Here is a 24,871-nt window from a genome sequence, read left to right as displayed (position 1 = left end):
TTTATCACCGCTTGTAAATGCTGTCAATACCTTATACGTAAAATAGTTGTGCCCATTTTACGGGTTTTCAAGGTTCGTTTTACCTTAATAAACAATTTTCTACAGCAAACCTCTAAATTTCGCATGAATAAGTGTCGAATTTGCAGGATAGAAGGAATGGTCTGTCGAAGCTATTCAGCTAGCCATCTAACGGAGGCACCATTTTGGAAAAGAGGCAGATATGTTCAGTCTATCTTCATTACCCCGACATGATTCATCAAGCTGGTACCGCATTATGCTCAATGTGTATTGGGTGTTATGTATACTAGCGCTTACTTGTCAATACACGATATTTGCTCTCCAAAATACTTCAACGGAAGATACCTTTTTCACAAACCGACTATTTACTTATGACATCCTGGCGCAAAACATATTTCTGCTTGTCGTTATGGTATCCCTTGAAGTCATTATCCGCTATGCGAACCGCTTTATCGAAAAAGCACTCATTATCGGCGCTCATCTCATTACGATGAGCTTCTTATTTTTTTTAAATGCACAGCTTTTAACGGCACCCGCCTTGCTGCTGCTTCCGATGCTGATTACGATTTTATTTTTGCGGCCGTATTATTTATTTGTTTCGCTGCTCGTCTCGATGCTTTACCTGTTTTATATTTATTTTTCTTATTATTATGATGAAGGATTTACAGATCTCGACGCCTTCTTCTTCGCGGGTATTCTAATTACGACAGCGCTAGTAGGATTCGCCATTATTCAACGGGCAAGAGGCTTGCTTGTCACGCTCAACCGGACGCTGAAATCAGAGCAGGAGCTGCTGATCAAAAATATCGTGATGGATCGGATGTCGAAAATCGACCCGCTCACCGATCTTTATAACCATAAAACGTTTCACGAATATGCGGAAAAGCTCATTGAGTACCAAGAGGCTAATCCGTTCAACTTCCAGCTAGCGATTATAGACATCGACAACTTCAAGCATGTCAACGATACCTATGGGCATTGGGTTGGCGATATTACGCTGAAGCAGATGGCGGCGACGCTGCTGAAGCACTTGAAAACCGATGATTTTGCCGCCCGTTATGGCGGTGAGGAATTTATTCTCATCCTTCATGAAGAGAGTTTGGAGAAGGCGCTTGCGCTCGTGGAGGAAATTCGCGTTTCCATCTCTCAGACCAAAATCGCTGAAATGGATAACCATTCCGTCACCGTCAGCATCGGCCTGCATGAGCATCTCCCTGGCGAATCCAAAGGAACGAGCTTCCAGGAAGCGGATCAAGCCCTCTATGAATCGAAAAATAGCGGCAAAAATAAAACGACTATCCGATAACTTGCTCGGATAGTCGTTTTTGTGTGAGCTTCCAGCTAACTTGCGTTCCCTCTACGCGCCATAAGCACATAGAACAGCACAGCAAGGATGCTCGATGCTGCAATAACAAGGCCCATCGGCAGCGCCGTGTGGCTGCCGCCCAGACCTACCATCGGCGCTGCAATTGCGCCGATGACGAAGGATAGCAAGCCGATCAGCGCCGAAGCGCTTCCGGCTGCTTTGCCTTGGCTTTGCATCGCCAGCGTAAAGCTCGCCGTCTGGATGACGCCGACGCTGGATACGACGAAGAATAGCGGAATGAGTACGGCAATCAGCCCGAGATCGGCTAATATGACGAGCAGCAGCGCTACACCGCCAATAGATGCCATGCTGAGCCCGACGATAAGCAGCTTCGTCTCGCTGACCTTGCCAGCAAGCCTGCCTGCGGTTTGGCTGGCAATAATGATGCCCAAACCATTGATTGCGAAGCATAAACTGAACATTTGCGGCGATACGCCAAAAATCTCCTGCAGGACAAACGGAGAGCCCGATATATAAGCAAACATCGCCGCGGTTACAAAGCCTTGAGAAAGCGCATAGCCCATAAATACGCGGTCCCGGATTAATGTGCCGAAAGTACGCAGCGTACTTTGAAGCCCGCCTTTCAATCGATTTTGCTCCTGCAGCGTCTCTCTAAGCCCGAGCCATGAAGCAAGCAGCATAACAAGTCCAATCGCACCGAGCACGAGGAAAACACCGCGCCATGACGTCCATTGCAGCAGCTGGCCGCCTGCTATGGGCGCAGCGATTGGAGCTACACCGTTCACCAGCATAAGCAGGGCGAAAAACTTCGTCATTTCGGGCCCCTCATACATATCCCGCACAATCGCTCTGGATAGCACAATTCCCGCTGCCCCGCCCAAGCCTTGAACGAGCCGCAGCAGCACGAAGGTCTCAATTGACGGCGCGACGATACATAGCACGGAGGCTATAACGTATACGATGAGTCCAATAATAAGCGGCTTTTTCCTGCCATAAACATCGCTAAGAGGGCCAATGATGAGCTGGCCTACAGCAATGCCGAGCAAGCAAGCCGTCAAACTCAGCTGCGCCATGGAGGTGCTCGCGCCAAAATAATTTGCCAGCTCCGGCAATGCCGGCAAATACATATCGATGGATAACGGAGCGAAGGCCGTTAAAGCGCCAAGCAGCAGCGCCATCCCTATTCGTGCCGAAGAAGCCGGTTTTTGCTGTGATGCCAGCACCTGTTGTTTCATCGAGCTATCTCTCCATTTCTATCTTCCATTTGCGTCCCTTCATGATGTAACAATTATAATTACAACTCGCGATAGGTGTCAATGCATGAACAGCAGCAGACGCTCTTCGGCGGTTTGCCCAAACAAAGGGCGCCCAATGGGCGCCCTTTGTTTGAATCCACCATTTATTCGGTTTATTCCGTAACGGGTATGCTGTTTTTCGCCCGATTTATATCATTGGAGTTGACGAGCTGTGGCAGCATCTTCTCCGATTCTTCCATAGGAGAATTACATTGCAGGCAAGTAGGCGACTGCTCGAACGAAAAGTTTGCACGCATCCAGCCATTGCAAACATCACTCGTACAAGCCCATATTTTCGTGCTGACCTCAGGGACTTCCTCTTGAAACTTTTTCCGACTATAGATCGTCAACGCCTCCTTTAATTGGACATGCTATTGCCATGATAATCCTGTTCCTGCTCCTAGCGTTTGATAATTCGCGAAATTCCATACATAGGAATTGGACGCAATTTATTACCAGCCGCCCGAGCCCAAGCAATGAATCGTTGTACAACTGATCGGTACGCCTAAATAAGTCAAGCCAAGGCACCCTGTCCTTCATTCGCATAAAGGATGTATATGCAGCAGCGAGCGATTTTATTAAAATATAAGAAAGTATAAGTTTTCTCTTTATACTTAGCTTATATTTCACCGCGAAACGTTAGCATTACCGCCAGAGGACGGCGACAGCCGTTTCACCTTGAATTCTAAGCATGTATAAGTTTGCTCCTTATATCCGCTTAGAATTCTAGGGCAAAGCTCTTCGCTCGTCACAGAAGGACGACGAAGTCGTTTTTGCTTGAAATATAAGAATTTATAAGTTTTACATCTATAAATACGCTTATATTTCTCGGACTGAAACGCGCTACGCCGCCAAAGGACGGCTTAAGCCGTTTCACCTTGGCCCTGCTTTACAGCTTGTAGCCGTAATTGTGTGGAATATATTCAATCATCGCCTTCGCCTTGAACGCAAGCTTGCGTTCATTAGCTTGAAAGCTGACAGATTGTTCCTGTACATAGAACCAAATTTTGACCGTTGGCTTATCCTCATGCTCTTGGAAAAGAAAGACGTTCAGTTCTTCCTTCCACGCAAGCAGGTTAGCCAAATCAAGCTCCGGCGGCACAGTGACCGTGAACGCCCACAAATCAGCAGCCTGCTCAATGTGATAATGAACGCCATGCTTGCTGGAATCTACAAAGGTTCTTCCTCCAACCGCATGCTTGATTAATAACGTTTCCTTCATCGCTTTCTCCTCCTCGCGCAGAAACTTCCGTCCTTATGGCATATCAATGAGCATGACGAATGTATCTTCCTTCGCCTTGATTAGAATTTCCGGTTCAAACTCCGCACGAAGGCTGTCCTTCGCCACCATATTAAGATTGTTCACATCGGCAGCGCCCTCAATCAGCATGAGAAACACACGCCGGCCTGCCTTTTGGCTGTAATACAAACGTTTCCCTGCCTCAACGCGGCCCAGATGAATCGACATGTCCTGATGAATCATCGCTGTGCCATTCGTTCCTTCCGGCGTGACAATCGGCAGAAAAGCATTGACCAGCTTCTCCTGATCGTACCGATGCACCTCATAGGAAGGAGTCAGCCCGCGCTCGCGAGGCATAAACCACAGTTGAAGAAAATGTCCTTCTTCGGTATCCGAATCATTGTATTCTGCATGGACAATGCCGGAGCCCGCTGTCATTCGCTGGATTTCTCCCGCAGAGGTAACCTCCATATTGCCCAAATTATCCTCATGCTTGAGGCGGCCTTTCAACACAATGGTGACAATTTCCATGTCGCTATGAGGATGCGCTCCGAAGCCGCGGCCCGGCGCAATCTCATCTTCGTTGCATACACGCATGACGCCGAACTGAGCGTTATCGGGATCATAATAATCACCGAACGAGAAGCTGCGTGAGCCCCTCAACCAACCAATATCAAAAAAGTTCCGCTCGTTCGCAGGATAACGCTTAATCATCGTGCAAGGCCTCCTTTTTCCATTCCATTGTCCGCATGCCAAACTAAACCTTACACTTATTGTATCATAATAAAGTGCTTTATAGGATTTTCGACTTATAATCTTCTGCCCGCCGTTTTCTTATGCCTTCAAAAAAATAAAAACAAACGCCCCGAGGGTTGAGAGCCCTCTGGAGCGTCTATTCCATAACCGGGTTAAGATTTGGCTGGCAGCTTCTTGTTTTTGGATTTCACTGGCGCTGGCTTCGCGGCCTCAACTGCCGAAGCGGCCGGCACTGTCGGCATTGGGTAAAGCCGCTTGGAAAGCATCGTCTGCAAAATCATAAACACGCCGCCTACAACCCAATACAAAGGTACAGCAGCAGGCGCGGTAAAAGAGAAAATGCCCATCATGATCGGTGAAATGTAACCAAGCAGCGCCATCTGTTTTTGCTGGGCAGGGTCAATCCCGATTTGAGACACGCGGAACTGCACATAATAGATAGCAGCGGCGAGAAACGGCAGGATGTGATCCGGCGCGCCCAGTTGGAACCAGAGGAAGGAATGCTGCGCCAGCTCCGGCGTCATTTTGATCGCATAATACAGTCCTGACAAAATTGGCAGTTGAATGAGCATCGGAAGGCAGCCAATGGCAAGCGGATTAAACTTATGCTCGCCGTACAGCGCCATCGTTTCCTTCTGCATTTTCGACTGTGCTTCAGGCGATTTGTCGTTTTTGTATTTTTCCTTAATTTGGTTCAGCTGCGGCTGCATAACGCTCATCTTCTGCTTCATCACCTGCTGGCTCTTGGATTGGCGAAGCATAAGCGGAAGCAGGGCTAGACGGATAAGCAACGTAATCGCAATAATCGCCATGCCAAAACTGTCGTTAAAAAACTGCGCAATGTGTTGAATTAAATAAGAGATGGGGAAAACAACGTAATGGTTGAAAAATCCTGGCGTCGCTGAATCAATCGTTCCATTCGGCGCACCACAGCCGCTAATGATGAGCAGCAGCCCGATAATAAGGATAAAGCGGTATTTTTTAAGCATTTCCATTGTATATTTAGATAACATATATATCCTCCTCGTTTGTTTGGATGTTGCTTCACAAACGAGGAGCTGCAATCTGTGGGATCACCATCAGGCGCTTCTTTTCTTTTTACTTTTCGTACAAGCCAGAGCGCAACGGTATGAGCCCGTTGAACAGTTGGCAAAATACGCTCAGGTGCTGGCGTATGGACCTTGTCCTTCGACCAGCGGGACGGTTCGCTTGCAGCATGAAAAGTGAAATACGCTGCATAAGCGAACGTGCAGATAATGCTTACAGAGAAAAAATACGGTATAATATCATGCAGCTCGAGCAGCTTCTTCACCTCCAGACTCAAATCGGTTACTCTTGTAGTATAAAGCAACCATTCCTGATATTCCCTCGTCTAAAGTCTAGGTACTACCTGAACCAGAGACTGTTATAGCGAGGAGCTCGCAGGCGATAAAATATATCTAGTTATTATTATACTGGGAGGTAAGCTATTTTGTATATCACCTTGGTTCATCTTACGCTTGGTTGTTTATTCCTAGCGCTGCTGTTGTCTTGGATTGCCGGCAATAAGGCCTCCTCCCTGCTCTACAGCAAATCCGAGCAGCAGCTGCACCAGCGTGCCAAAAACTTGTTAATTTGGACAATTGTGCTGTCCATCCCAACAGCAGCCGCATTGGGCGGAGTCGTCACCATGGCCGTCAAGCTCCCTCCGGATTACGATTTGGGCATGCTCATCTGTGTACCGATCTTGACTCTGTCACTAGCGCTGCTGTGGGTCAGAAGCATGCCGAAGCTGCTCAGAATGCGGAAAAACACAGGACGGAAGTCCAGCGATCCATTGCCTGTGCGCATGCTGTATCGCGCTTCAGAGCCCGCATTCATTTTGCCCTACCAGCTGTTGTCGCTCTGTACGCTAACGATCTTTTACCTGACCTTATCAGTCGCCGTATCGCTGCATTCGATGCCGCTCACTATTCCGCTTTCCATGCTTGGCTTCGCCGCTGCCATCCTCTGGATGATTCATGGCGAGCGCAGCAGCAGAGTGACCTTGCCGAAGGCGAAGCTCAATCGCCGCCCAAGCGAGCGGTTGGTGCGCAGACTCGCTATTGCCATTGCTATTGTGCTGCTTGCTGGAACTCCTTACTACAACGCCTTTGACAAAATCGATTTGCCGGAAGCGCTAACCATGACCAATAATGCGGACAACCTGCACTCATTCGGCTTTTACATTGAACAATAATAGATCCGCAGCAGCCGCTCTTCTACGGGGCACATCAGGACAAACCTGCGCATATGCATAAATGGCATCACTCCAGTTAAAAATAACCCTCGCCTAATAAGGCGAGGGTTATTTTTTGCGAACAAAAAACCATCCAGCTGTTCTATTTATTAGCATGCGGCACTCTCCGAAGCAAAATCCCAAAGAGGGGAATGGGTAAAGCCTTCCTTAGCCCGTACAACATAAAACGGAGAAGCACCTTGCAATCCTGCACTAACGCTGCGGAAGCGGTCAGATACCTCCATAACGATCTTCTGTTCGCCAGAGGCATGATCGGCTCCTGCGGCAACAGCCGCCTCATAGCCGAAGCTGGTGGCGAAATGGATCGCACGTACCCGAATATCGGCTGCACAAAAGACTCGAAGCATATCTGCTGAGCGGTCGGTGCTGTTGTCATTTACAAAAATCAATTCGTAATTCTCGCCAATAGGCGGAATAATTCGTTTTAGCCGCTTGTAGGTGTCGTAAAGCATTTGCTCATCATTATACACAGGAATGACTACGGAATAAGTGACTGGCTCACGCATAACAGGTCCCCTCCCGGCTTCGAATGCTGCCTAAACAGCTTGTACCTTTACTATACATGATTTATCTTAAGATTCCCTTAATTCTAACTAATCATTTTTCATAAAATTATGATGAATTTTGTCAGTTTGTTCCTTATTCACCCAAAGCAAACCAAGTTTCCACCGGCTTGAAATACAAATGACCATCGGGCCATGGCTGAAAATGCAAATCCATTCGCGATTCGCTCCAGTCCGCAGGCGTTCCGTTTGTCTTCAGCTTGCGCGGCAGCACCGGCTCCTCCACGATAGCTGGAAACTCCTGATAACCGAATAGCAAATTTTCGTGCAGCGCGATGATTTCATATTTGGGTCCATGAAATGCATGCTCCTCCTGCAGCTGGTAGTGATAATAAATGTAGCTCGCCACCATCTCCGGCTTCAAATGCGCCACGCGCCCGACACGCCGCTCCACCGCTTCCTTGCGCCGCCAATGCTCCGGGCTTGCTGGCGCATTGAAATGAAAAACATCAATCATCGGAATCCATAAGCGCTTCTCAGCCTGGCCCGGCCATGGCTCCAAGTAACGGCTCAAATCACGCATGAGCTCCTCGGGCGCTGGCGGTTCATCGATCAGACTCTCTACGTATAAGAAAAGATTACGCTCCCATTTAAATAAAGCAGCTGTCATAAACTTGCCCTGCTCAATCCAAGGAAGCAGCTGCTCTCTCAAGCGTTCTACAGAAGCGAGCGCTTTCATTTCTTCATCTGCAAGCAGCTGTGCCCGCGCTATCACTCTTTGCATCGTCGTCCCCCGCATTCTTATGCTATAGTGAAATAAAATCGTATTTTTAAAGAACTTATAAATTATTGTATTTAAAAAGATCGCCTTGGAGCAGCAGAAGAGCAAGCTACTGCCTAAAGGAACCAATTAAATGTTGAACGGAGTGACTTTAGCTTATGATCTATAAACGTCTTGGCACTAGTGGACTGAAAGCATCCTCTCTTGGCCTTGGAACTAATTCCTTCGGCTCGCGGGCGGATAAGCAAAACTCTATTTCCATTATACATGCTGCGCTTGGCAGTGGGATAAACTTTCTGGATACTGCCAATATTTACTCGGGCACCGCATCCGAGACGATTATCGGCGAAGCGCTTAAAGGACGGAGGCATGAGGCCGTCATTGCCACCAAAGCCGGGCTGCCGCGCGGCAGCGGTGCGAATGAGCGCGGCTCGTCCCGCTATCATTTGCAGCTGGAGCTGGAGCAAAGCTTGCGACGGCTGCAGACGGATTATGTGGATTTATACCAAATCCACACCTTCGATCCGGAGACGCCGCTGGAAGAAACGCTGCGGGCGCTCGATGATATGGTGCGCGCCGGCAAAGTCCGGTACATCGGCGCATCGAACTATGCGGCCTGGGAGCTGATGAAGGCACTCGGCATCAGCGACCGCCTTGGCCTGAATCGCTATGTGTCGATTCAGACCAGCTATTCGCTCGCCGACCGGACGCCGGAGCGCGACATTACGCCGCTATGCCTCGACCAAGGCGTCGGCATTATCCCTTATTTTCCGCTTGCCGGCGGCCTGCTGACCGGAAAATACAGCGAGCAGCAAAGCGCGCCGGAAGGGTCGCGCTTGGACAAAAATCCGGACTTCGCCCGCTTCTTCACCGGCGAAGGCTTCACGCTCAGCCGCCAAGTCGGCGAGCTTGCGGCCGAAGCTGGCTGCACGCCAGCTGTGCTTGCCCTGCACTGGCTTATGCAGCAGCCCGCCGTGGCAAGCGTTATCGTCGGCGCGACGAGCACAGCGCAGCTGGAGGCCAATCTGGCTTCAGCCAGCCTTCAGCCTGAGCCGGCCGTCATGGAGCGGCTGGATGAAATCAGCCTGCGATTTAAGCATGGCGAGCCATTTGCGCTATACCGGCTAAGTTAGCCGATAAGCTTGAAGGGGAACATGCCATGGTGTGCGCTCAAGGCAGCGCAGCCGGTTATGGGCCGGGTGGCAGGGGCTATTTTTCATAAGAGGATGTTGCCCTATCGCTGCTGGACCCGGGTATTCCTAAGCCGGCTGCTGCGGCATGCCTTCGCGGGCACGTACCATTTCAATGAACAGCTCCGCCGCTTTCGTATGAAAAGCATCGCGCAGCGTAATAATCGAAAAATCTCGCTGAACAGGCTGGCCATCGATGGTCAGCCTGTTCAGCGTCCCGAGCGAAATTTCTTTGCGCACAGCCCACTCTGACAGCAAAGAGATGCCCAGACCCGCCTCCACAGACTCCTTAATAATTTGCGTGCTGCCAAACGCCATAGGGTTAAGCGGCCGAATATCGTATTGCTCGAACATTTTTTCCATTGCCGTCCGCGTTCCCGAGCCTTCCTCCCGCATAATCCAATGCTCGCCCAGCAGCGCCTCAGCCTCTATATCATGCTGCCGCGCGTAAGGATGCCTGGCGCCAACAACGACATACATCGCATCTTTGGCAAAAGGCTCGCATTGCAGCTTGTCCTGCTCCGGCACCGCACCCTCTACGATTCCAATATCCAGCTGGCGGGCTGCAACGAGCGCCGCAATGTCCTTCGTGTTGCCGATTGTAATTGTGGGCGTAATAAGCGGATACCGCACCCGCAAACAGGCTATCATATGCGGCAGCACATACTCGCCAAAGGTGAAGCTTGCGCCGATCGACAGCGCGCCGCTTGCCGTGTGAAGCAGGTCACCCAGCAGACTTTGCATTTTCGCATGCAATCCGCTGATTTCCTTCGCATGGCGATACACGATGTCACCCGCTTTATTCAATCGGACGTACTTGCTGCTGCGATCCAGCAGCTTGGTGCCTAAATCCGCCTCCAGCGACTGAATATGCTGACTGACTGCTGGCTGCGTCATATGCAGCGCTTCCGCTGCGCGAGTGAAGCTCCGTTCCTCAGCAACCGCAATAAAAACGAGCAGGGATTGATCCATCGTTTAAACACGCTCCTCTCTCTCCATCTGTTGTCTTTTCTATTTATGAAAATACCATAAGTATTTAGTTATGATTATAATCATAACAATTTATTTTTCTTATCGTAAGCTATTCCTTATGCTTAATTTATAAAACAAGCAGGAAGCATGCGCCCGCTATTGGCGGCATCGGCGTCGGAAGAAGTAGCAGCGGGCTTTTCGCTTACAGGATAAGGATGAGGTGACAGCTATGAAAGCAGAAATAAACGCGATGATGATGAGGCAGCCCTCTTCGGAAAAGACGGAGCCGCAGGGAGCGTTAAGCAGGCACGCCAAGGGGCATGCTGCGGCTTGGCTGGGCGGGGTTGCGCTGACAGCTGCTTTTGCCTCCGCTGCTTATGCGCTCGCCATGCTTCCCGGCTTCAGCCGCATAGGGCCTATGGCGATTGCCGTAATCGCTGCTGTGCTTTTTCGCCAAGTCGTTGGATATCCGGCTTTTCTCCGCGCTGGCATCCAATTTTCCTCCAAGCAGCTGCTGCGGCTTGCGATTATATTGTTTGGGCTCAAGCTGAATATGACCGTTTTGCTGGAGCAGGGGACCGGATTGCTGCTGCAAGCCGCAGCCACCATTCTCTTCTCCACCCTCTTCACCCTGCTTGTCGCCCGCAAGCTCAAAGCCGATATGCCGCTGTCGCTATTGCTCGGAATCGGCACAGGCATCTGCGGTGCGGCAGCCATTGCGGCTGTATCGCCGATTCTTAAAGCTCGCGGCGAGGACACAGCCGCAAGCGTCGGGCTCGTTGCGTTGGTCGGCACGATTGCCGCACTCGCTTACACCGCCCTCCAGCCGCTGCTGCCGCTGACTGCGGAGCAATACGGCATTTGGGCAGGCATCAGCCTGCATGAAATTGCCCATGTGGCGCTTGCCGCAGAGCCGGCCGGGCAAGATGCTGTCGCCCTGGCGCTGCTGGCGAAGCTGAGCCGCGTGTTTTTGCTCGTTCCCGTCAGCTTCATACTGATGGCAATCATGAACCGCCGCCGCCACCGCGGGATGGGGGCTAGCGCCCAAGAGATGAAGGCCCAGCCTGAATTCCCATGGTTTTTGCTCGGCTTCATCGCCCTCAGCTTGTTCGGGAGTATGACTGCAGGCACGACGCTGGAACTTTCCGCTCGGACCTTAGGCATCCTGTCCACGATTACAACCATCCTGTTGACGATGGCTATGGTCGGGCTAGGGCTGAACGTCAACTTGAGGGAGCTGCGCTCCCGCGCGCTTCGCCCGTTGCTCGCCATGACCATAACGTCGATTCTGCTGTCTATATTGTCTTTGCTGTTCATCATGTGGCGCTAGGGGGCGTGCGCAAACCAGATTCAGCCTGCCGCGCCTTGCTTTGCGCTTTTTCGATGCCAATATCATCAGACGATCATGGCTAGGTAGCCACAAGATGCAAATGCAGTTGAAAACACGTTTGCTTGGATCCCGCAGCTTGTATGCCGCTGGTATGCAGCTTAACCGCCGTTGGTTCGCAGTTAGTACCCAGTTGGTACGCAGCTTGTATGCAGCCTGGCCGCCATTGGTACGTATTTGGTACCCAGTTGGTACGCAGCTTAGGATGCTCACTCCTTTTTTGGAGGACTGAGGTTCCGCTATTCTGGCTTATGATTGGATTTCTGGCCGTAAGAGGACAGGAAATCCGTTATTACCCTCTTCACCCCAGCAAAATGGCCATTTGCAGCGAATTAACGGCTCCTGAGTCCGCAGACTGTGCCATAGCCCTTGATTTAGATGAAATAGCTGCTGCTGTGTCCGCCAAATCTATCTTTGTGCAGGGTGCATCCCTCTTAAACGAAGAGCAGAGAGCAGTCCATCGGCACGAATGGTCACATTCATGAGGTGTGATATACCCGGTAGTAGAAAAATTAGGTTTGACGCTGTTTTCTAACAGGGTCTGCCTCGTTTACGTTTGCATACACGCCCTAGCCCTAGTGCCGAACAATGAAAATCCCCGCCCCTTCTTTACATAAAGGGGTGAGGACTTTTTAGGTTATCCTTTTTTTCTGCTCCACAGAACCCTTAAGCAGAATCCTTAACCTGACTTCATAATCTGTCTTCTTAATCTCAACCTTTAATCTGAATTCTTAATCTGCATCTTTGATCTGAACCTTTAATCTGATCCTTTAATCTGCATCTTCAATCTGAATCCTTAATCTGATCAGCTCTAGCGTATCTAATTTTGCAGCGCCTTGCGCACGCTCAAAATATATTTTGACTGATCCAACGGATTGACACCGCGCCGCTGGCGCTCGGCTTTCACATCAAGCGGGCAGGGCTCATAGCCAGCGAAAAAGGTGGCAATCGTCCCGCGTCCTTTCGTCAGCGAGCTGAGCTCCACCGCGTATTCCAGCGAAGTCGCTGCGGGTACGCGCCCTTCGATAATCATTCTGTCGCCATGCAGCACGGGTGCACCGAATGTGCCGCGCATTAACGACAGGTCGTTCATTACCCGGCCTCCCGCCTCCTCGGGCACGACGATGCGGAACTGGAGAATCGGTTCCAGCAGACGGGTGCCTACCGAAGCGAGCCCATTCATAATGCCCATTGGCGTCGCCACCGCAAAATCCAGCGGATGCGTATGCCACACATGATGCTGCCCTTCAATCAGCGTCACTTTCAGGTCAACGACCTCCCAGCCGTACAGCCCTTGCTCCAATGCCTCCGGCACGCGCCGCGCCACCTCGCTCTGGTATTGCGGCAGCAAATCCTCGGAACGTACTACCGAAGCATATTGCAGCCCGCTTCCACGCTCGCCCGGCTCCATCCGAAACCGCAATACCGCCCAGCAAGGCTTGGGCATTAAATAGGAAATATACCCTTCCCCCACTTCCTCAAGCGTTTCCTTATAAATAACAGATGGCTGACCGAAGCGCACCGCAAGTCCATACCGCTGCTCGATAACACTCGTCAATATTTCCAGCTGTATCGGGCCCATTACTTTCACATGCAGTTCCCGCTCGTCCTGCAGCCACTGCACATTGAGCAGCGGGTCCTCATCGGACAGCTCCGTAAGCGCCTGTACCATTGCCGGATAATGCTGGGCATCGCCCCAATGGGCTTGAACGGTCAGCAGCGGAACAGCGAGCCGCGCCTCTTCGGGAACGGCATCCGGGCTGCCGATAATATCGCCGATCCGCACATGCGACATGCCGCATACGGCAGCAATGCCGCCAGCCGCAAGCTCTCCGGCGTCCTCGGAGCGGAAGCCGTCCATTTTGCGAATTTGCGTCACCTTCTCATCCATTTGCTGCGTAAAATTGCGAACGACATCGCGATTGCGGATTTTCCCTTGATATAGCCGGATGTAAGCCATCCTGCCCATCACCTTGTCACGCTCAATCTTAAAAACAATGCCTGAAGGCGGCGCCTCCGCCTCTCCGCCCGGCGCTGGCAAATATTCGATCATCGCGTCCAGCAGCGCTTGCACGCCAATGCCTTTGCTCGATGCGCCGTACAGCACCGGATAAACCTCCGCACGGCGCGCCTTCGCGGCGGCTTCCGCCCGCCACTCCGCCAGCGGCACTGCCTCGCCGCTGACATACCGCTCCAGCAGACGCTCATCCTGCTCCGCCAGCGCCTCAAAGAGCGCCGTGCGCGCATCTGCATCCGCGCCCTCCGCCCACAAATCCTCCGCGCCAGCGAACTGCTGCTCGCTGCCAAGCGGACGCTGCACCGCGAGCAGATCCGCCGTCAAATAGCTGCGAATATCGGCAAGCACCGCTTCGCAATCAGCGCCGACGCGGTCCATTTTATTGATATAAATCAGCGTAGGGATGCGCAGCTTGCGCAGAGCATTCCAGATCAGCTCCGTCTGCGCCTGCACGCCCTCCACTGCGGACACGATCAGGACAGCGCCATCCATTACCCGCAGCGCACGCTCCACCTCCGAGAGAAAATCGACGTGTCCTGGCGTATCGACCAGCTGCACATGCGTACCGCACCACTCCAATGCGGTCATCGCTGCCCGTACCGAAATGCCCCTTGCCCGCTCAACCTCCATGGAATCCGTTATCGTCGTTCCTGTATCGACACTGCCTAGCGTCCGCGTGCGTCCGCTGACATACAGCATATGCTCCGTCGTCGTCGTTTTGCCTGCATCGACATGAGCGAAAATCCCGACATTGCGCCAATTCGCGCGGCTGTTTCCCATCCTTCTGCTCCCCTGTCCGCCTCAATCATCGCCGTACCGCATGGCGGCTTTATTTTGCTTTTAGCGTACCGCGATAGCGGTTTCACGTCAAATGCCGCGATGCCCCTCCATACACTGCTTACCCACCAAAATAAGTAAAAATAATAGGATGCTTTTCCCTCATCGTCGTTGTACAATTTTATTTGCAAGCGCTTACTTTTTCTCGTTATTCACCTAATCAACCCCATAACCCGAGTTAAGCCTAAGCCGGGCTCCGAGCAGCTATGCGGTCCATGCTTACGCCGATGCTTGCGATTGCCTCATCACATTCCAAGGAGGTTTTTTATGATGAAAAGCAAGTCCCGGCTTTTGCTCGCGTATGTGCTCACCGTCGCTTTGGCTCTTACTCTTATGACCGTTCCTGCGGCCGCTGCTCCTGTAACGTTCGACAATGGCATTCAGTTCAAAGACACCGCTGGCAACCCGATTCAAGCTCATGGAGGCGGAATTCTCAAATCAGGCAGCTATTATTACTGGTTTGGCGAAAATCGCGACGGCGTCAATTACGTTTCCGTCTATCGCTCAGCAGATCTGAAAAACTGGGAGCTTCGTGCCAATGTTCTCAGCAAAACCTCGTCGCCCGAGCTGGCAACCGCCAACATTGAGCGCCCCAAAGTCATCTATAATGCGGCTACGAATAAATATGTGATGTGGATGCATAAGGAAAACGGCGTAGACTACGGCGATGCACAGGTCGCTGTCGCTTCCTCCACCAACATTGAAGGCCCCTATACGTATCACGGCAGCTTCCGTCCGCTGAACTACGATTCCCGTGATATGACGGTCTACAACGACAATGGCACCGCCTATCTCATCTCCGCTACCCGCGTCAACGCCGATTTAAATATTTATCGCCTGACCTCCGACTTCCTTGGCGTAGATTCGCTCGTCTCCACTCTGTGGGTTGGCCAATACCGCGAAGCGCCTGCCATGTTCAAGCGGGGCAGCACCTACTTCCTCGTCACCTCCGGAGCGACTGGCTGGGCGCCGAACCAGGCGAAATATGCGACGGCCAGCAGCATTTCCGGTACTTGGAGCGGCCTGACGAACGTCGGCAATGGCAATACCTACAACTCGCAATCTACGTATGTGCTGCCTATTGAGGGCTCATCCACTACTTCGTTTCTTTACATGGGCGACCGCTGGGCTGGCGCTTGGGGCGGTGCGGTCAACACCTCAGAGTATGTGTGGCTGCCAATTACCTTCCCTTCGTCTACTACCATGACGCTGGACTGGGCCGACCAGCTTACGATTGATGCGGCGACAGGCAGCGCCACCGGTACTGTAGCGCCGCCTGTCAATACAACGTCCTGGTACAAAATCGCGAATCGCGCCAGCAGCAAGCTCCTTGGCGTCACTAGCGGCGGCACGACGGACGGCGTGCAGATCGAGCAATACACCGATGGCGGTTGGACAAGCCAGCACTGGCAGTTCACTGACGTTGGAGGACGCTATTACACGATCAAGAACCGCAACAGCGGCAAAGTCATGGATATTACCAGCAGCTCGGTTGCTGATGGCGCTACTGTCATTCAATATACGAGCAACGGCGGGCTCAATCAGCAATTCCGCATTTTAAGCGCCGGAAGCGGTTATTTCAAAATCATGAACGTCAAAAGCCGCAAAGTGCTTTACATTACGGGCGGCTCCTCCGACAATGGCGCCGACGCCATCCAATGGACGGATGACAACAATATGAATAAGCATTTTTCATTCACAACGACGAGCTAGTCCAGCCCCACGGGCATAGCCACTCCACAAAAAACAGATGATTTAGAGCTATCTAGCTCTAGATCATCTGTTTTTCAGCGCGCCTCAAAGCGCTATATTCCTCCTTGCGGGGGCAGCGTTTTACTTGCTTGCAAATTATCGCGAAAGTCAAAAACCTCATTTTTCGAAACATCTAACGTTTCTCTGCCAATTTTCACCACACTATTGCCTATCCACTGAACAGCCGGACTGCGATCATAATCATTAAAGTAGATAGTCTTGCTCTTCCCACTCTCTATATCCACAGCTTCGGCTCGCGCCGTTCTATAAAATAGCCCATTATAGTAATAAGTCCGAATTTTACATTGGCCATCTGGAGAAACGGCAGCGCTTGGATTCAACTCCCCCTTAGGGAGAAAATCAAGATGATTAAAATGATTATAGTCATATATCCCTACCGTAGAGGCTCCGATTATTGTCAGCTACACGGACACGATTCTCTCTCTTTTCTTGGAGGACTGACATTCCGCTATTTGAGCGTTTCGAGCGATTTTGGCATATGAGCGGACAGGAAATCCGCTAATCCCTTGATCATGGCGTTAAAACAGGGAATTGGGAACCAATAGCGGCTCCTGAGTCCGCGAACACTTGCAAACCCCGTGGTTTAGACAAAATAACGTCATCTGTGTCCTCCAGACCAGACTCCGCTTTGAGCGGACTTCCCTTGTACAATTAAAAAACACCCTTCGAGCGTTCATCCAAACAGCCGTGGAAACCCAGGGGCTGCAAGGACGAATGTCGAAAGGGTGTTTCTTCTCAAATGGCTAGCCCCCAGGCAAGCGAGACTAAGCTCTGCTTATTGCGCTGCCGGAATCAAAATCTTCTGGCCAATGGACAGGCGATCCGGGTTCGCCAGCTTATTATAGGCGGCAAGCTTCTGCCATGTCGTGCCATGATTCAGCGCGATGCGGTACAGCGTGTCGCCGCTCTTCACGATATACACCGTATCCTGCGTCGTACCGGTCGCCGGCTTGGTAGGCGTCGTCGGAGCAGGCTTCGTCGGTGTCGTTGGCGTTGTCGGCTTCGTTGGTCCCGGCTCAGTTGGCTTCGTAGGCGTTGTTGGTGTTGTTGGAGTCGTTGGCGTTGTCGCGCCAGCTGACAAATTAATCTTGAACTCCGCATAACCATCATCGGTTTGACCTACATACGACAGCGCGTCGAGCGAATCCGCGAGCGTCTTGGCAGCAGGCGACGTTTTGAACGAAACGTTGACGTCCGCTTTGATCGCCGCAAGCGACCAGTTGCCGTCGGCAGCAGGGTTAATCGTCTTGTTGGAGCGAATGTAATCAATGACAACCTGACGGTTCTCGTCCGGCGATGCCAAAACAATTCGCTTGCCATCCGGGTTAGCAAACTTGCTCGACGATGCCCGGTAGTTATTCGACGCTACGATGAATTTCTGCTTCGGATCAATCGCTTTGCCGCCAAATTGCAGATTGACGATCCGGCTCGATTTTTCATGAACGGTTGTGCCTTTAGCATCGTATTTGGCTGGCTGTGTCACGTCAATTTGGTACGTTACGCCGTCAATGACATCAAAGTTGTAGGTTGGGAAATCCAGATTGACCAGTTCCTGCTTCGCTGTCGACTTGGTATCGATTTGGTTGAATTGTCCAGCGGACCATTCCAGCCATTCCTTCAGCTCGGCGCCTGTTACTAATACAGCGTTAACGGTGTTGGAGTACAGATACAGATCGGCTACGTTTTTGATCGCAATATCGCCTGCAGCAATATCTGTGTAGTAGTTCGGGCCTTGGCGTCCGCCTGCCTTGAACGGCGCTCCTGCGGATAATACCGGAATACCCTCGTATTCCGTGCCTTGCATTTGCTTTTCTACGTACCATTTTTGCGCATTCGTTACGATTTGGATCGATGGATCATCCTGTACGAGCGCGAACCAGCTATTGATAGGCGCCGTCGTCTTGCCTACTGGGCCGCGAATGTAATCGAGCGTATGCTCATGGTCATCTTCTACGGCGTCCAGCACCGCTTGATCCGCTTCTACAAGCGGCTGCTTGTTCACCGCATCAAAGATCGGCTTAACCTCCACCTTGGAGTCCACAACCGACCATTTGCCGTCTGTGAGCAACAGATCAAGGTCAATAATGCCGAGATTATTGCCCCAGAAGCCAGGCTCGACGGAAGGCACGCCGTTAATCGTTCCTTTTTCCAAATCAACGCCCTGCTTGCCCTCGAACGACTTGTCCGGGAATACTTTGTGGGCATGGCCAAACAAAATTGCGTTAATATCCTTGACCTTGCTGAGATACAGCACGGAGTTTTCCATATTTTCAGCCTGCGGAATATCCTCAAAGCCGGAATGGGGAATCGCTACAATAATGTCCGCGCCCTTCGCTTTCATCTCCGGAACGAATTTCTCCGCCGTTTTGATAATATCCTTGGCAATGACCTTGCCTTCGAGATTCGCCTTGTCCCACTGCATCACCTGCGGCGGAACGAAGCCGATAACGCCCACCTTGAGCTTATGTGTGGCGCCGCTCTCATCCTTCACTTCCTTGTCCAAAATCAAATAAGGCGTGAACAGATTTTTATCGTTTGACTCGTCTTTATCTTTGTCATCCACATAGATGTTCGCATTGACGTAAGGAAAATCTGCCCCCGCAAGCGATTTATTCAGAAAATCCAGCCCATAGTTGAACTCGTGGTTGCCCAAATTCCCAGCATCGTAATCGAGCAAATTCATCGCTTTATACACCGGATGCGTCTCGCCCTGCTTCAATGGATTGATAACCGCCGTGTAATCGCCAAGCGGGTTGCCCTGAATCAGATCGCCATTGTCAAAAAGCAAGCTGTTCGTCGCCGCTTCGCGCGCCTGCTTGATGAGCGTCGCTGTTTTGGCAAAGCCGTACTCATCGGTCGGCTTGTCCGCAAAATAATCATAGTTCACCATGTTCACATGCAAATCGGTCGTTTCCATAATACGCAGCTTCACTGTGCTGCTGTTCTCAGATGCCGCTGTTGCAGTAAAGGGCATTGCGACCAAGCCTACAGTAACCGCAATAGATAGAGCATTTCTCCATACGACTGACGATCTCAACAAATGAATACCCTCCCCAAAATGACTAAAATCATGTAATGATCACGTTATGTAGGTCGAGCTTTTGGACGATCATTCCCATCATTCCATTTATTTTAGATGAATTAACCATTTTTGTCATGCAAAAAAAGAGGGATTTCTCCCTCTTCGCGTTACATACATGTAAAGTTCTATTGTTGGGTCAAAATAAGCGGGCCATCCTTCGTAATCGCAATCGTATGCTCGTACTGGGCCGACAGCCTTCCGTCGCGCGTCCGCGCCGTCCATCCATCGGAATCCAGCTTGCTGAAATACGTGCCTGCATTCAGCATCGGCTCAATCGTGAATACCATGCCCTCTTTAATTCTTGGCCCTTTATCCGGTGGTCCATAGTGAGGCACCTGCGGGTCTTCATGCATGTCCTTCCCAATTCCATGGCCGATAAAATCACGCACGACCGAGAAGCCTTCCGCCTCAGCATAAGACTGAATCGCGTGAGACACATCGCCAATCCGCTTGCCGATCAGCGCTTGCTCGATGCCGAGATACAGCGATTTTTCCGTCACCGCCAGCAAATGCTTCGCTTCATCACTCACTTCGCCAACCGCATAAGACCATGCGGAATCCGCAAGCCAGCCATTCAGGTTGACGACCATGTCGATGGTCACGATATCGCCTTCTTTGAGCTTCTCCTTCTTCGGGAAGCCGTGGCAAATAATATCGTTTGTAGAAGCGCAGGTCGCGTATTGATAGCCGTTATAGCCTTTTTGCTCCGGCGTTGCGCCATTTTGCTTCATAAACTTTTCCGCAAACTGGTCGATTTCATGCGTCGTGATGCCAGGCTGAATGAGCTTGGCAATTTGCCTGTGGCATTCCGCCAATATTTTACCCGCCTCATGCATGCGGTTGATTTCCGCTTCGGTCTTAATAATGATCATTTCCGTTCCTTCTTTCCATCAATTTAACCCGGCTTCGTCCCGAGACTTCGCCAGAAGCTCCGCTAGAAGCTACATGCCTATGCCCATCGTAGCATATTATGATAAATATGCGAACATGGGCTGGCCCATGACGCTGCTTTTTCGCTCATATCTGTTAGGAAATTTGGTGAAAAAGAGTCGACACCGTGACGTTTCCTCCAGCTGCCTAGACTTTAGTCTAGTTTGCGGCTTTACCTCTAGCATGACGACATGCTGCGGGGGCCTGTGCTATGCTATTGTTGCTAAGAAAAGCAACGGATAAATAATTAAAAGAGGAGAGATAACAAAAAATGTTAAAGCGATCGATTATCGGCCCTGTCCTTATGCTGATTGGTGTATTTCTTTATTTCAACCAAGGTCAGTCATTTGGAGCGGGCGCTGTGTTCGCAAATTTTTGGGCCAGCATGTTCATCATCCCGCTGGGACTATTTTTCCACTGGCTGTATTTCGGCGTGACAGGTGGCAAAGGGGTCGGCCTGCTCATTCCGGGAGGCATTTTGTTCACTGTTGGACTCGTCTGCCAGCTCTCTACGTTATTCTCGGCATGGCATATTTTGTGGCCAGGCTTCATTATGGCGGTAGCCGTCGGCTTGTTTGAATTTTATTGGTTTGGCAGCCGCAACAAGTGGCTGCTTATCCCGATCAACATTTTAACTGTCCTATCGCTGCTGTTCTTCGGTGTCTTCTCGCTGAGCGCTGCCTCGGGACAACTTGCCACCGTACAGCCGCTGCTCGCCATTGCCCTTATTATCGTAGGAGCTTTCGCGATGCTGTCGCGCAAGAAAGAGCAATAATCGCATAGACCAGAGCCTCCGGCTCCGCTTGAAGGGATCGCCCTTCACCAGCGGAGCCGGTTTTTTTATGCCTGATGCTGCTAGCCCTTCTAACCTTCCACGTGCAGCGAATCCTCCGCAATGCTCATGCGAAAGAGGCAATCCGCCAGAAACACTTGCGGCTGATCGATAAAGATATAAACCTCACGAACGCTCCGCTGGCTGCTAAACAAGCCGTAGGCCACTAAGTTCTCCTTCAAGCGAATACTTACATTCGGCTCCACACCGTGCGGCTGAATGGCTGCCTGCCCTTCCTTCTCTCTCCGTTCCTTCAACTCCTCTGGCGATACCAATTTTACGGACGCTACATTATTGATGTCGATTTTCACCCGCAATTGAATGCCGTACTGGATATGGATGCTTCGATCATTCATTAATATCGGGCTCAGGCGCATTGCACGGTAGTTTGCCACCAGCAAAATGATAAACCAAACATTTCCTATAGAAAGTACCCAAGCCACCAAAGGCGACCATTGCGCCAACAGAAAGTGAACCACTGCGCCCTCCAGCAGCAATATTTTTGAGAGAAACAATACAATAATGAGTGAGTTGGAATTTTCATGATAAGTATAAACAGCTGTCTCCGAGCGGATATACGGCTTTCGTCGCCAAGTGAGAAAGGCGTAATAAACGACGGATATATCCTGCAGAAGCCATGCGGCTAAGCGTGGAGAACGAACAACAGTTTGCAGGCTGATCCTCATAGTATCCATCGGATGAACATCCGGCTGCCAATTGCTCTTGAATGCTCTAACAATACGGTACAGCTTATATAGCTCATAGCTGATGAAGGCAAGCTCCAGCGGCAGCAGCGTATACTTTGCGATCACAACAGCCACATTGTCTGTTTTCGGCATCAGCATCAGAATTGCGAAATAGCCTGCAATGGCGAGGGGCAGCACGCCCAGCAACGGCTTTTTTATTTTTCGATAGACAAGAAAATAGAGCAGCAGTGGTATGACCAGCACAAAATCTGCTACGATGGCAGTGCCAAGCACCTCAGCATGCTGAACGAATAATAGCGACTGCATAAGCAGAGCATCTGCCAAAACAATAATGGCGCTTACAAGCAGAAAAACAATGACATTGTTCTTCTTCAGCCTAAACATCGTGCAACTCCCCCCGTTTATGACTCTTTGACACCAATATAGAGCATTTATAACTATTTTCCAAATTTATTTTAAGCAGTAAAATAGTCTCTATCTCCTCTCACAAACAAGGAATTTGCCTTAAAGATGTCAAATAATACAGAAGCATCCGCGACCATGGCCAGGAGGAATAGGATTTGTCGATCAGAGCGAAGCTCGTTTGCCTCATATCGGTTACCGTTACCGTGATTTTGCTACTCAATATTACGATTTACTATATGTCCTCCAAGGGTGAGCTGCAACAGAACGCAGAGCAGCAAATGCGCTTTATTGGCAATCAGATAGCCGTCTCCATCGCCTCGGCCGAGCAGAACAGCCAGTTGACGGAGGACGCGCTGGGGGAGCGGCTGCGCGCTGTCGCGATTGCCATACAAAGCAAGCTCGATCCCGATATTAAAAATGTCCGCAACAGTGAGCTGGTTCAGCTGAGCAAGGAGCTGGGCGTTGATCACATTACACTGTGGATCAAGACGAAAGACGATATTTTATCGGTACGCTCGACGAACCCCGATGAGCTTTATATGAGTCCGAAAACGTGGAACTACTGGTATACCGCCTTTACCCAGCTATTCGAGAAGCATAATGTCACGATTCCCGAAGGACAGAAGCTGGAGCATTTTTGGGCGGGACCGATCAACTTCGGCACCTCCGACCCCGAAAAAGTGTTTAAATGGGGCAACTATTATGACGGCACGACCAACTATATGATCAATCCTTATATTCATGCGCAAACTTTTTTGGATAGCAAAAAGAAATATGGTGCGGATGCCATCGTGGCGCAGATTTTGCGTGATAAAAATAATATTCTCGAAGTGACCGGCTTCGATCCTGCCTACTTCGGCAAAGCGCCTGCTGTCAGCATTAAAAATGGGGCCGTTGTCTATAATCTCGATGTTCGCAACATTATTTTTGGCCAATATTATTACAAGGATTCGGATAATGATCACCTAAATACTCAGAAAGCGATTGAGAAAAACGAAGTCGTTACGATTGAAAGCAAGCTGAACAGCAAGCAGGTCATCAAGAGCTTTATTCCCGTCCAGGGATCGAAGCCGTACGTCATTAGCATTACCTTCAACAACTCGGCCCTGCAGCAGACGCTGATGCGTCAGGTTCTGACGCAAGGCGCAATATCTCTTGGCCTGATTTTGGCGACGGTGCTGTGCAGCTACTTTATTTCCGGCTTCATGGTGCGCTCGCTCAATCAAATCGTCAGCAAGGTCAATGAAATTTCCAATGGCAACTTCGGCGCCCGTATTTCCTTAAAGAGCAATGATGAATTCGGCGTATTAGCTAATCGCGTGAATGCCATGGGGCAAAACCTTCATACGTATATGAATCGGCTGACCGAATCAGCGGAAGAGCTGCGGCAGACGAAGCAGTATTTGGAATCGTTCGTCAATCATACCTCCGATGCAATTCATGTCTCCAATCTGCACGGCTCTGTCATTCAGATGAATAAAGCGTTTGAGAAAATGTATGGCTGGACGGAGGAGGAGCTCCTTGGCCAACCGCTTAACAACACACCACCAGAGCTTGCAATGGAAGGCACCTTTATGCTGGAGTTCATCCAGCAGGGCGGCTCCGTTGCCGATTACGATACGATGCGTTATGACAAAAGCGGCAGGCTGCTCGATGTGAGCATCACCGTCTCTTCCATTCGCAATGAGCAGGAACAGATTATTGCGATTGCGACGATTTCGCGCAACATTACAGCGCGCAAGCAGACGGAAGAGGTGCTGCGCCGCTCGGAGAAGCTGTCCGTCGTCGGGCAGCTCGCGGCGGGTGTCGCCCATGAGGTACGCAATCCGCTAACGACGCTGCGCGGGTTTGTACAGCTGATGAAGAAAAATGGGCAGCTGGCGCCCGCCTACATCGATGTGATGCTGTCTGAGCTGGACCGGATTAATTTTATCGTCAGCGAGTTTCTTGTGTTCGCCAAGCCGCAGGCCAGCCGCTTCCAGCGCGCCAACATTCATGAAATTATGCGGGGCATCATTATGCTGCTCGATTCCGAGGCCAACATTAGCAATGTCCAGTTCACGACGCGCTTTGATACTGAGATACCTGAAATGAAGTGCGAGGTCAATCAGTTAAAGCAAGTATTCGTCAACATTATTAAAAATGGGATCGAAGCGATGCCGGAAGGCGGCGAGCTCGACATCGACCTGTCCTATACGCCTTCGACCGGCATCATTATCCGCATAACCGACCATGGCTTCGGCATTACAGAGGACAATCTGTCGCGGCTCGGCGAGCCGTTCTTCACAACGAAGGAGGAGGGCAATGGGCTCGGCCTGATGGTATGCTATCAGATTATTGCCAATCATCGCGGCTCGATGTCATTCCAAAGCAAGAAAGGCATTGGCACGCAAGTGGAAATTCGGCTGCCTGTCATTCAGGATGTGGCGCCGACCGGATAGCCGGCGGCGACTCGCATTTGCAAGGAGGAACCCTTGCATACCACTGCCTAGACACAATCAGCAAAAAAAGACGTGGCAGCTGTTCGTGCTGGCTGCCGCG

21 protein-coding genes are annotated in these 24,871 nt (G+C 50.9%); 8 read left to right on the top strand and 13 right to left on the bottom strand.

Annotated features, from left to right (window positions below; genetic code table 11):
* Window positions 1-274: 274 nt before the first annotated feature.
* The gene (locus tag AC50X8_RS19285) at window positions 275-1,324 is read left to right on the top strand and encodes a GGDEF domain-containing protein (protein ID WP_056036550.1); all 1,050 of its coding nucleotides are present in this window, start codon (window positions 275-277) and stop codon (window positions 1,322-1,324) included.
* A gap of 35 nt (window positions 1,325-1,359) precedes the next feature.
* On the opposite strand, the gene AC50X8_RS19280 is transcribed toward AC50X8_RS19285, so the two are convergent.
* From AC50X8_RS19280 to yidC, 5 genes are all read right to left on the bottom strand, one after another.
* Entirely contained in the window at window positions 1,360-2,580 is a 1,221-nt protein-coding gene (locus tag AC50X8_RS19280; RefSeq protein ID WP_494880955.1) for a Bcr/CflA family multidrug efflux MFS transporter, read from the bottom strand.
* Window positions 2,581-2,753: 173 nt separating this feature from the next.
* Window positions 2,754-2,990 carry a cold-shock protein gene (locus AC50X8_RS19275; RefSeq protein ID WP_442952533.1) on the bottom strand — a complete coding sequence of 79 codons (237 nt, stop codon included), beginning with the start codon at window positions 2,988-2,990 and terminating at the stop codon, window positions 2,754-2,756.
* Window positions 2,991-3,529: 539 nt separating this feature from the next.
* Window positions 3,530-3,862: a hypothetical protein gene (locus AC50X8_RS19270; RefSeq protein WP_056036546.1), complete on the bottom strand. Its 333-nt coding sequence runs from the start codon at window positions 3,860-3,862 to the stop codon at window positions 3,530-3,532.
* Between the two features lie 33 nt (window positions 3,863-3,895).
* Window positions 3,896-4,594, bottom strand: a complete 699-nt coding sequence (locus AC50X8_RS19265) for a pirin family protein (protein WP_056036544.1) — start codon at window positions 4,592-4,594, stop codon at window positions 3,896-3,898.
* Window positions 4,595-4,788: 194 nt separating this feature from the next.
* Window positions 4,789-5,649, bottom strand: a complete 861-nt coding sequence (yidC, locus tag AC50X8_RS19260) for a membrane protein insertase YidC (RefSeq protein WP_056036542.1) — start codon at window positions 5,647-5,649, stop codon at window positions 4,789-4,791.
* A gap of 458 nt (window positions 5,650-6,107) precedes the next feature.
* Here yidC and AC50X8_RS19255 point away from each other — a divergent pair, with 458 nt between their 5' ends.
* On the top strand, window positions 6,108-6,854 hold the full coding sequence (locus tag AC50X8_RS19255) for a hypothetical protein (RefSeq protein WP_494880953.1): 747 nt from the start codon (window positions 6,108-6,110) through the stop codon (window positions 6,852-6,854).
* A gap of 149 nt (window positions 6,855-7,003) precedes the next feature.
* On the opposite strand, the gene AC50X8_RS19250 is transcribed toward AC50X8_RS19255, so the two are convergent.
* Both AC50X8_RS19250 and AC50X8_RS19245 read right to left on the bottom strand, forming a co-directional pair.
* On the bottom strand, window positions 7,004-7,420 hold the full coding sequence (locus tag AC50X8_RS19250; RefSeq protein WP_056036537.1) for a glycosyltransferase: 417 nt from the start codon (window positions 7,418-7,420) through the stop codon (window positions 7,004-7,006).
* A 133-nt stretch (window positions 7,421-7,553) separates the two neighbouring features.
* Complete coding sequence (locus tag AC50X8_RS19245; RefSeq protein ID WP_056036535.1) at window positions 7,554-8,201, bottom strand: hypothetical protein; 648 nt, start codon at window positions 8,199-8,201, stop codon at window positions 7,554-7,556.
* 155 nt (window positions 8,202-8,356) lie between these two features.
* Between AC50X8_RS19245 and AC50X8_RS19240 the strand changes: the two genes are divergently transcribed.
* A complete protein-coding gene (locus AC50X8_RS19240; RefSeq protein WP_494880950.1) occupies window positions 8,357-9,331 on the top strand; it encodes an aldo/keto reductase in 975 nt (324 codons plus the stop codon).
* Between the two features lie 126 nt (window positions 9,332-9,457).
* Here the strand turns inward: AC50X8_RS19240 and AC50X8_RS19235 are convergent, their stop codons facing one another.
* Window positions 9,458-10,360 carry a LysR family transcriptional regulator gene (locus AC50X8_RS19235; protein ID WP_494880948.1) on the bottom strand — a complete coding sequence of 301 codons (903 nt, stop codon included), beginning with the start codon at window positions 10,358-10,360 and terminating at the stop codon, window positions 9,458-9,460.
* 229 nt (window positions 10,361-10,589) lie between these two features.
* Here AC50X8_RS19235 and AC50X8_RS19230 point away from each other — a divergent pair, with 229 nt between their 5' ends.
* Both AC50X8_RS19230 and AC50X8_RS19225 read left to right on the top strand, forming a co-directional pair.
* The gene (locus AC50X8_RS19230) at window positions 10,590-11,690 is read left to right on the top strand and encodes a YeiH family protein (protein WP_494880946.1); all 1,101 of its coding nucleotides are present in this window, start codon (window positions 10,590-10,592) and stop codon (window positions 11,688-11,690) included.
* Window positions 11,691-11,784: 94 nt separating this feature from the next.
* The gene (locus AC50X8_RS19225; protein ID WP_494880944.1) at window positions 11,785-11,979 is read left to right on the top strand and encodes a hypothetical protein; all 195 of its coding nucleotides are present in this window, start codon (window positions 11,785-11,787) and stop codon (window positions 11,977-11,979) included.
* A gap of 588 nt (window positions 11,980-12,567) precedes the next feature.
* On the opposite strand, the gene AC50X8_RS19220 is transcribed toward AC50X8_RS19225, so the two are convergent.
* Window positions 12,568-14,544, bottom strand: a complete 1,977-nt coding sequence (locus tag AC50X8_RS19220; protein WP_494880940.1) for a GTP-binding protein — start codon at window positions 14,542-14,544, stop codon at window positions 12,568-12,570.
* Window positions 14,545-14,871: 327 nt separating this feature from the next.
* Here AC50X8_RS19220 and AC50X8_RS19215 point away from each other — a divergent pair, with 327 nt between their 5' ends.
* Complete coding sequence (locus AC50X8_RS19215; RefSeq protein WP_442952535.1) at window positions 14,872-16,314, top strand: RICIN domain-containing protein; 1,443 nt, start codon at window positions 14,872-14,874, stop codon at window positions 16,312-16,314.
* 92 nt (window positions 16,315-16,406) lie between these two features.
* Here AC50X8_RS19215 and AC50X8_RS19210 read toward each other — a convergent pair whose 3' ends face one another.
* The 3 genes from AC50X8_RS19210 to map form a co-directional block, all read right to left on the bottom strand.
* Window positions 16,407-16,766: a DUF5412 family protein gene (locus tag AC50X8_RS19210; RefSeq protein ID WP_268795443.1), complete on the bottom strand. Its 360-nt coding sequence runs from the start codon at window positions 16,764-16,766 to the stop codon at window positions 16,407-16,409.
* A gap of 383 nt (window positions 16,767-17,149) precedes the next feature.
* Complete coding sequence (locus AC50X8_RS19205) at window positions 17,150-19,348, bottom strand: bifunctional 2',3'-cyclic-nucleotide 2'-phosphodiesterase/3'-nucleotidase (protein WP_494881102.1); 2,199 nt, start codon at window positions 19,346-19,348, stop codon at window positions 17,150-17,152.
* Window positions 19,349-19,581: 233 nt separating this feature from the next.
* Window positions 19,582-20,328 carry a type I methionyl aminopeptidase gene (map, locus tag AC50X8_RS19200; protein ID WP_056036524.1) on the bottom strand — a complete coding sequence of 249 codons (747 nt, stop codon included), beginning with the start codon at window positions 20,326-20,328 and terminating at the stop codon, window positions 19,582-19,584.
* Between the two features lie 329 nt (window positions 20,329-20,657).
* On the opposite strand from map, the gene AC50X8_RS19195 reads away from it, so the two are divergent.
* Window positions 20,658-21,161, top strand: coding sequence for a hypothetical protein (locus tag AC50X8_RS19195; RefSeq protein WP_056036522.1), 504 nt, complete (start codon window positions 20,658-20,660; stop codon window positions 21,159-21,161).
* Window positions 21,162-21,250: 89 nt separating this feature from the next.
* On the opposite strand, the gene AC50X8_RS19190 is transcribed toward AC50X8_RS19195, so the two are convergent.
* The gene (locus AC50X8_RS19190; protein ID WP_494861171.1) at window positions 21,251-22,309 is read right to left on the bottom strand and encodes a hypothetical protein; all 1,059 of its coding nucleotides are present in this window, start codon (window positions 22,307-22,309) and stop codon (window positions 21,251-21,253) included.
* A 176-nt stretch (window positions 22,310-22,485) separates the two neighbouring features.
* On the opposite strand from AC50X8_RS19190, the gene AC50X8_RS19185 reads away from it, so the two are divergent.
* Entirely contained in the window at window positions 22,486-24,771 is a 2,286-nt protein-coding gene (locus tag AC50X8_RS19185) for an ATP-binding protein (RefSeq protein WP_494861174.1), read from the top strand.
* Window positions 24,772-24,871 lie beyond the last annotated feature (100 nt).

This window comes from Paenibacillus sp. JT22N15, assembly GCF_059383755.1.
This window is presented reverse-complemented; position numbering and strand designations above follow the sequence as displayed.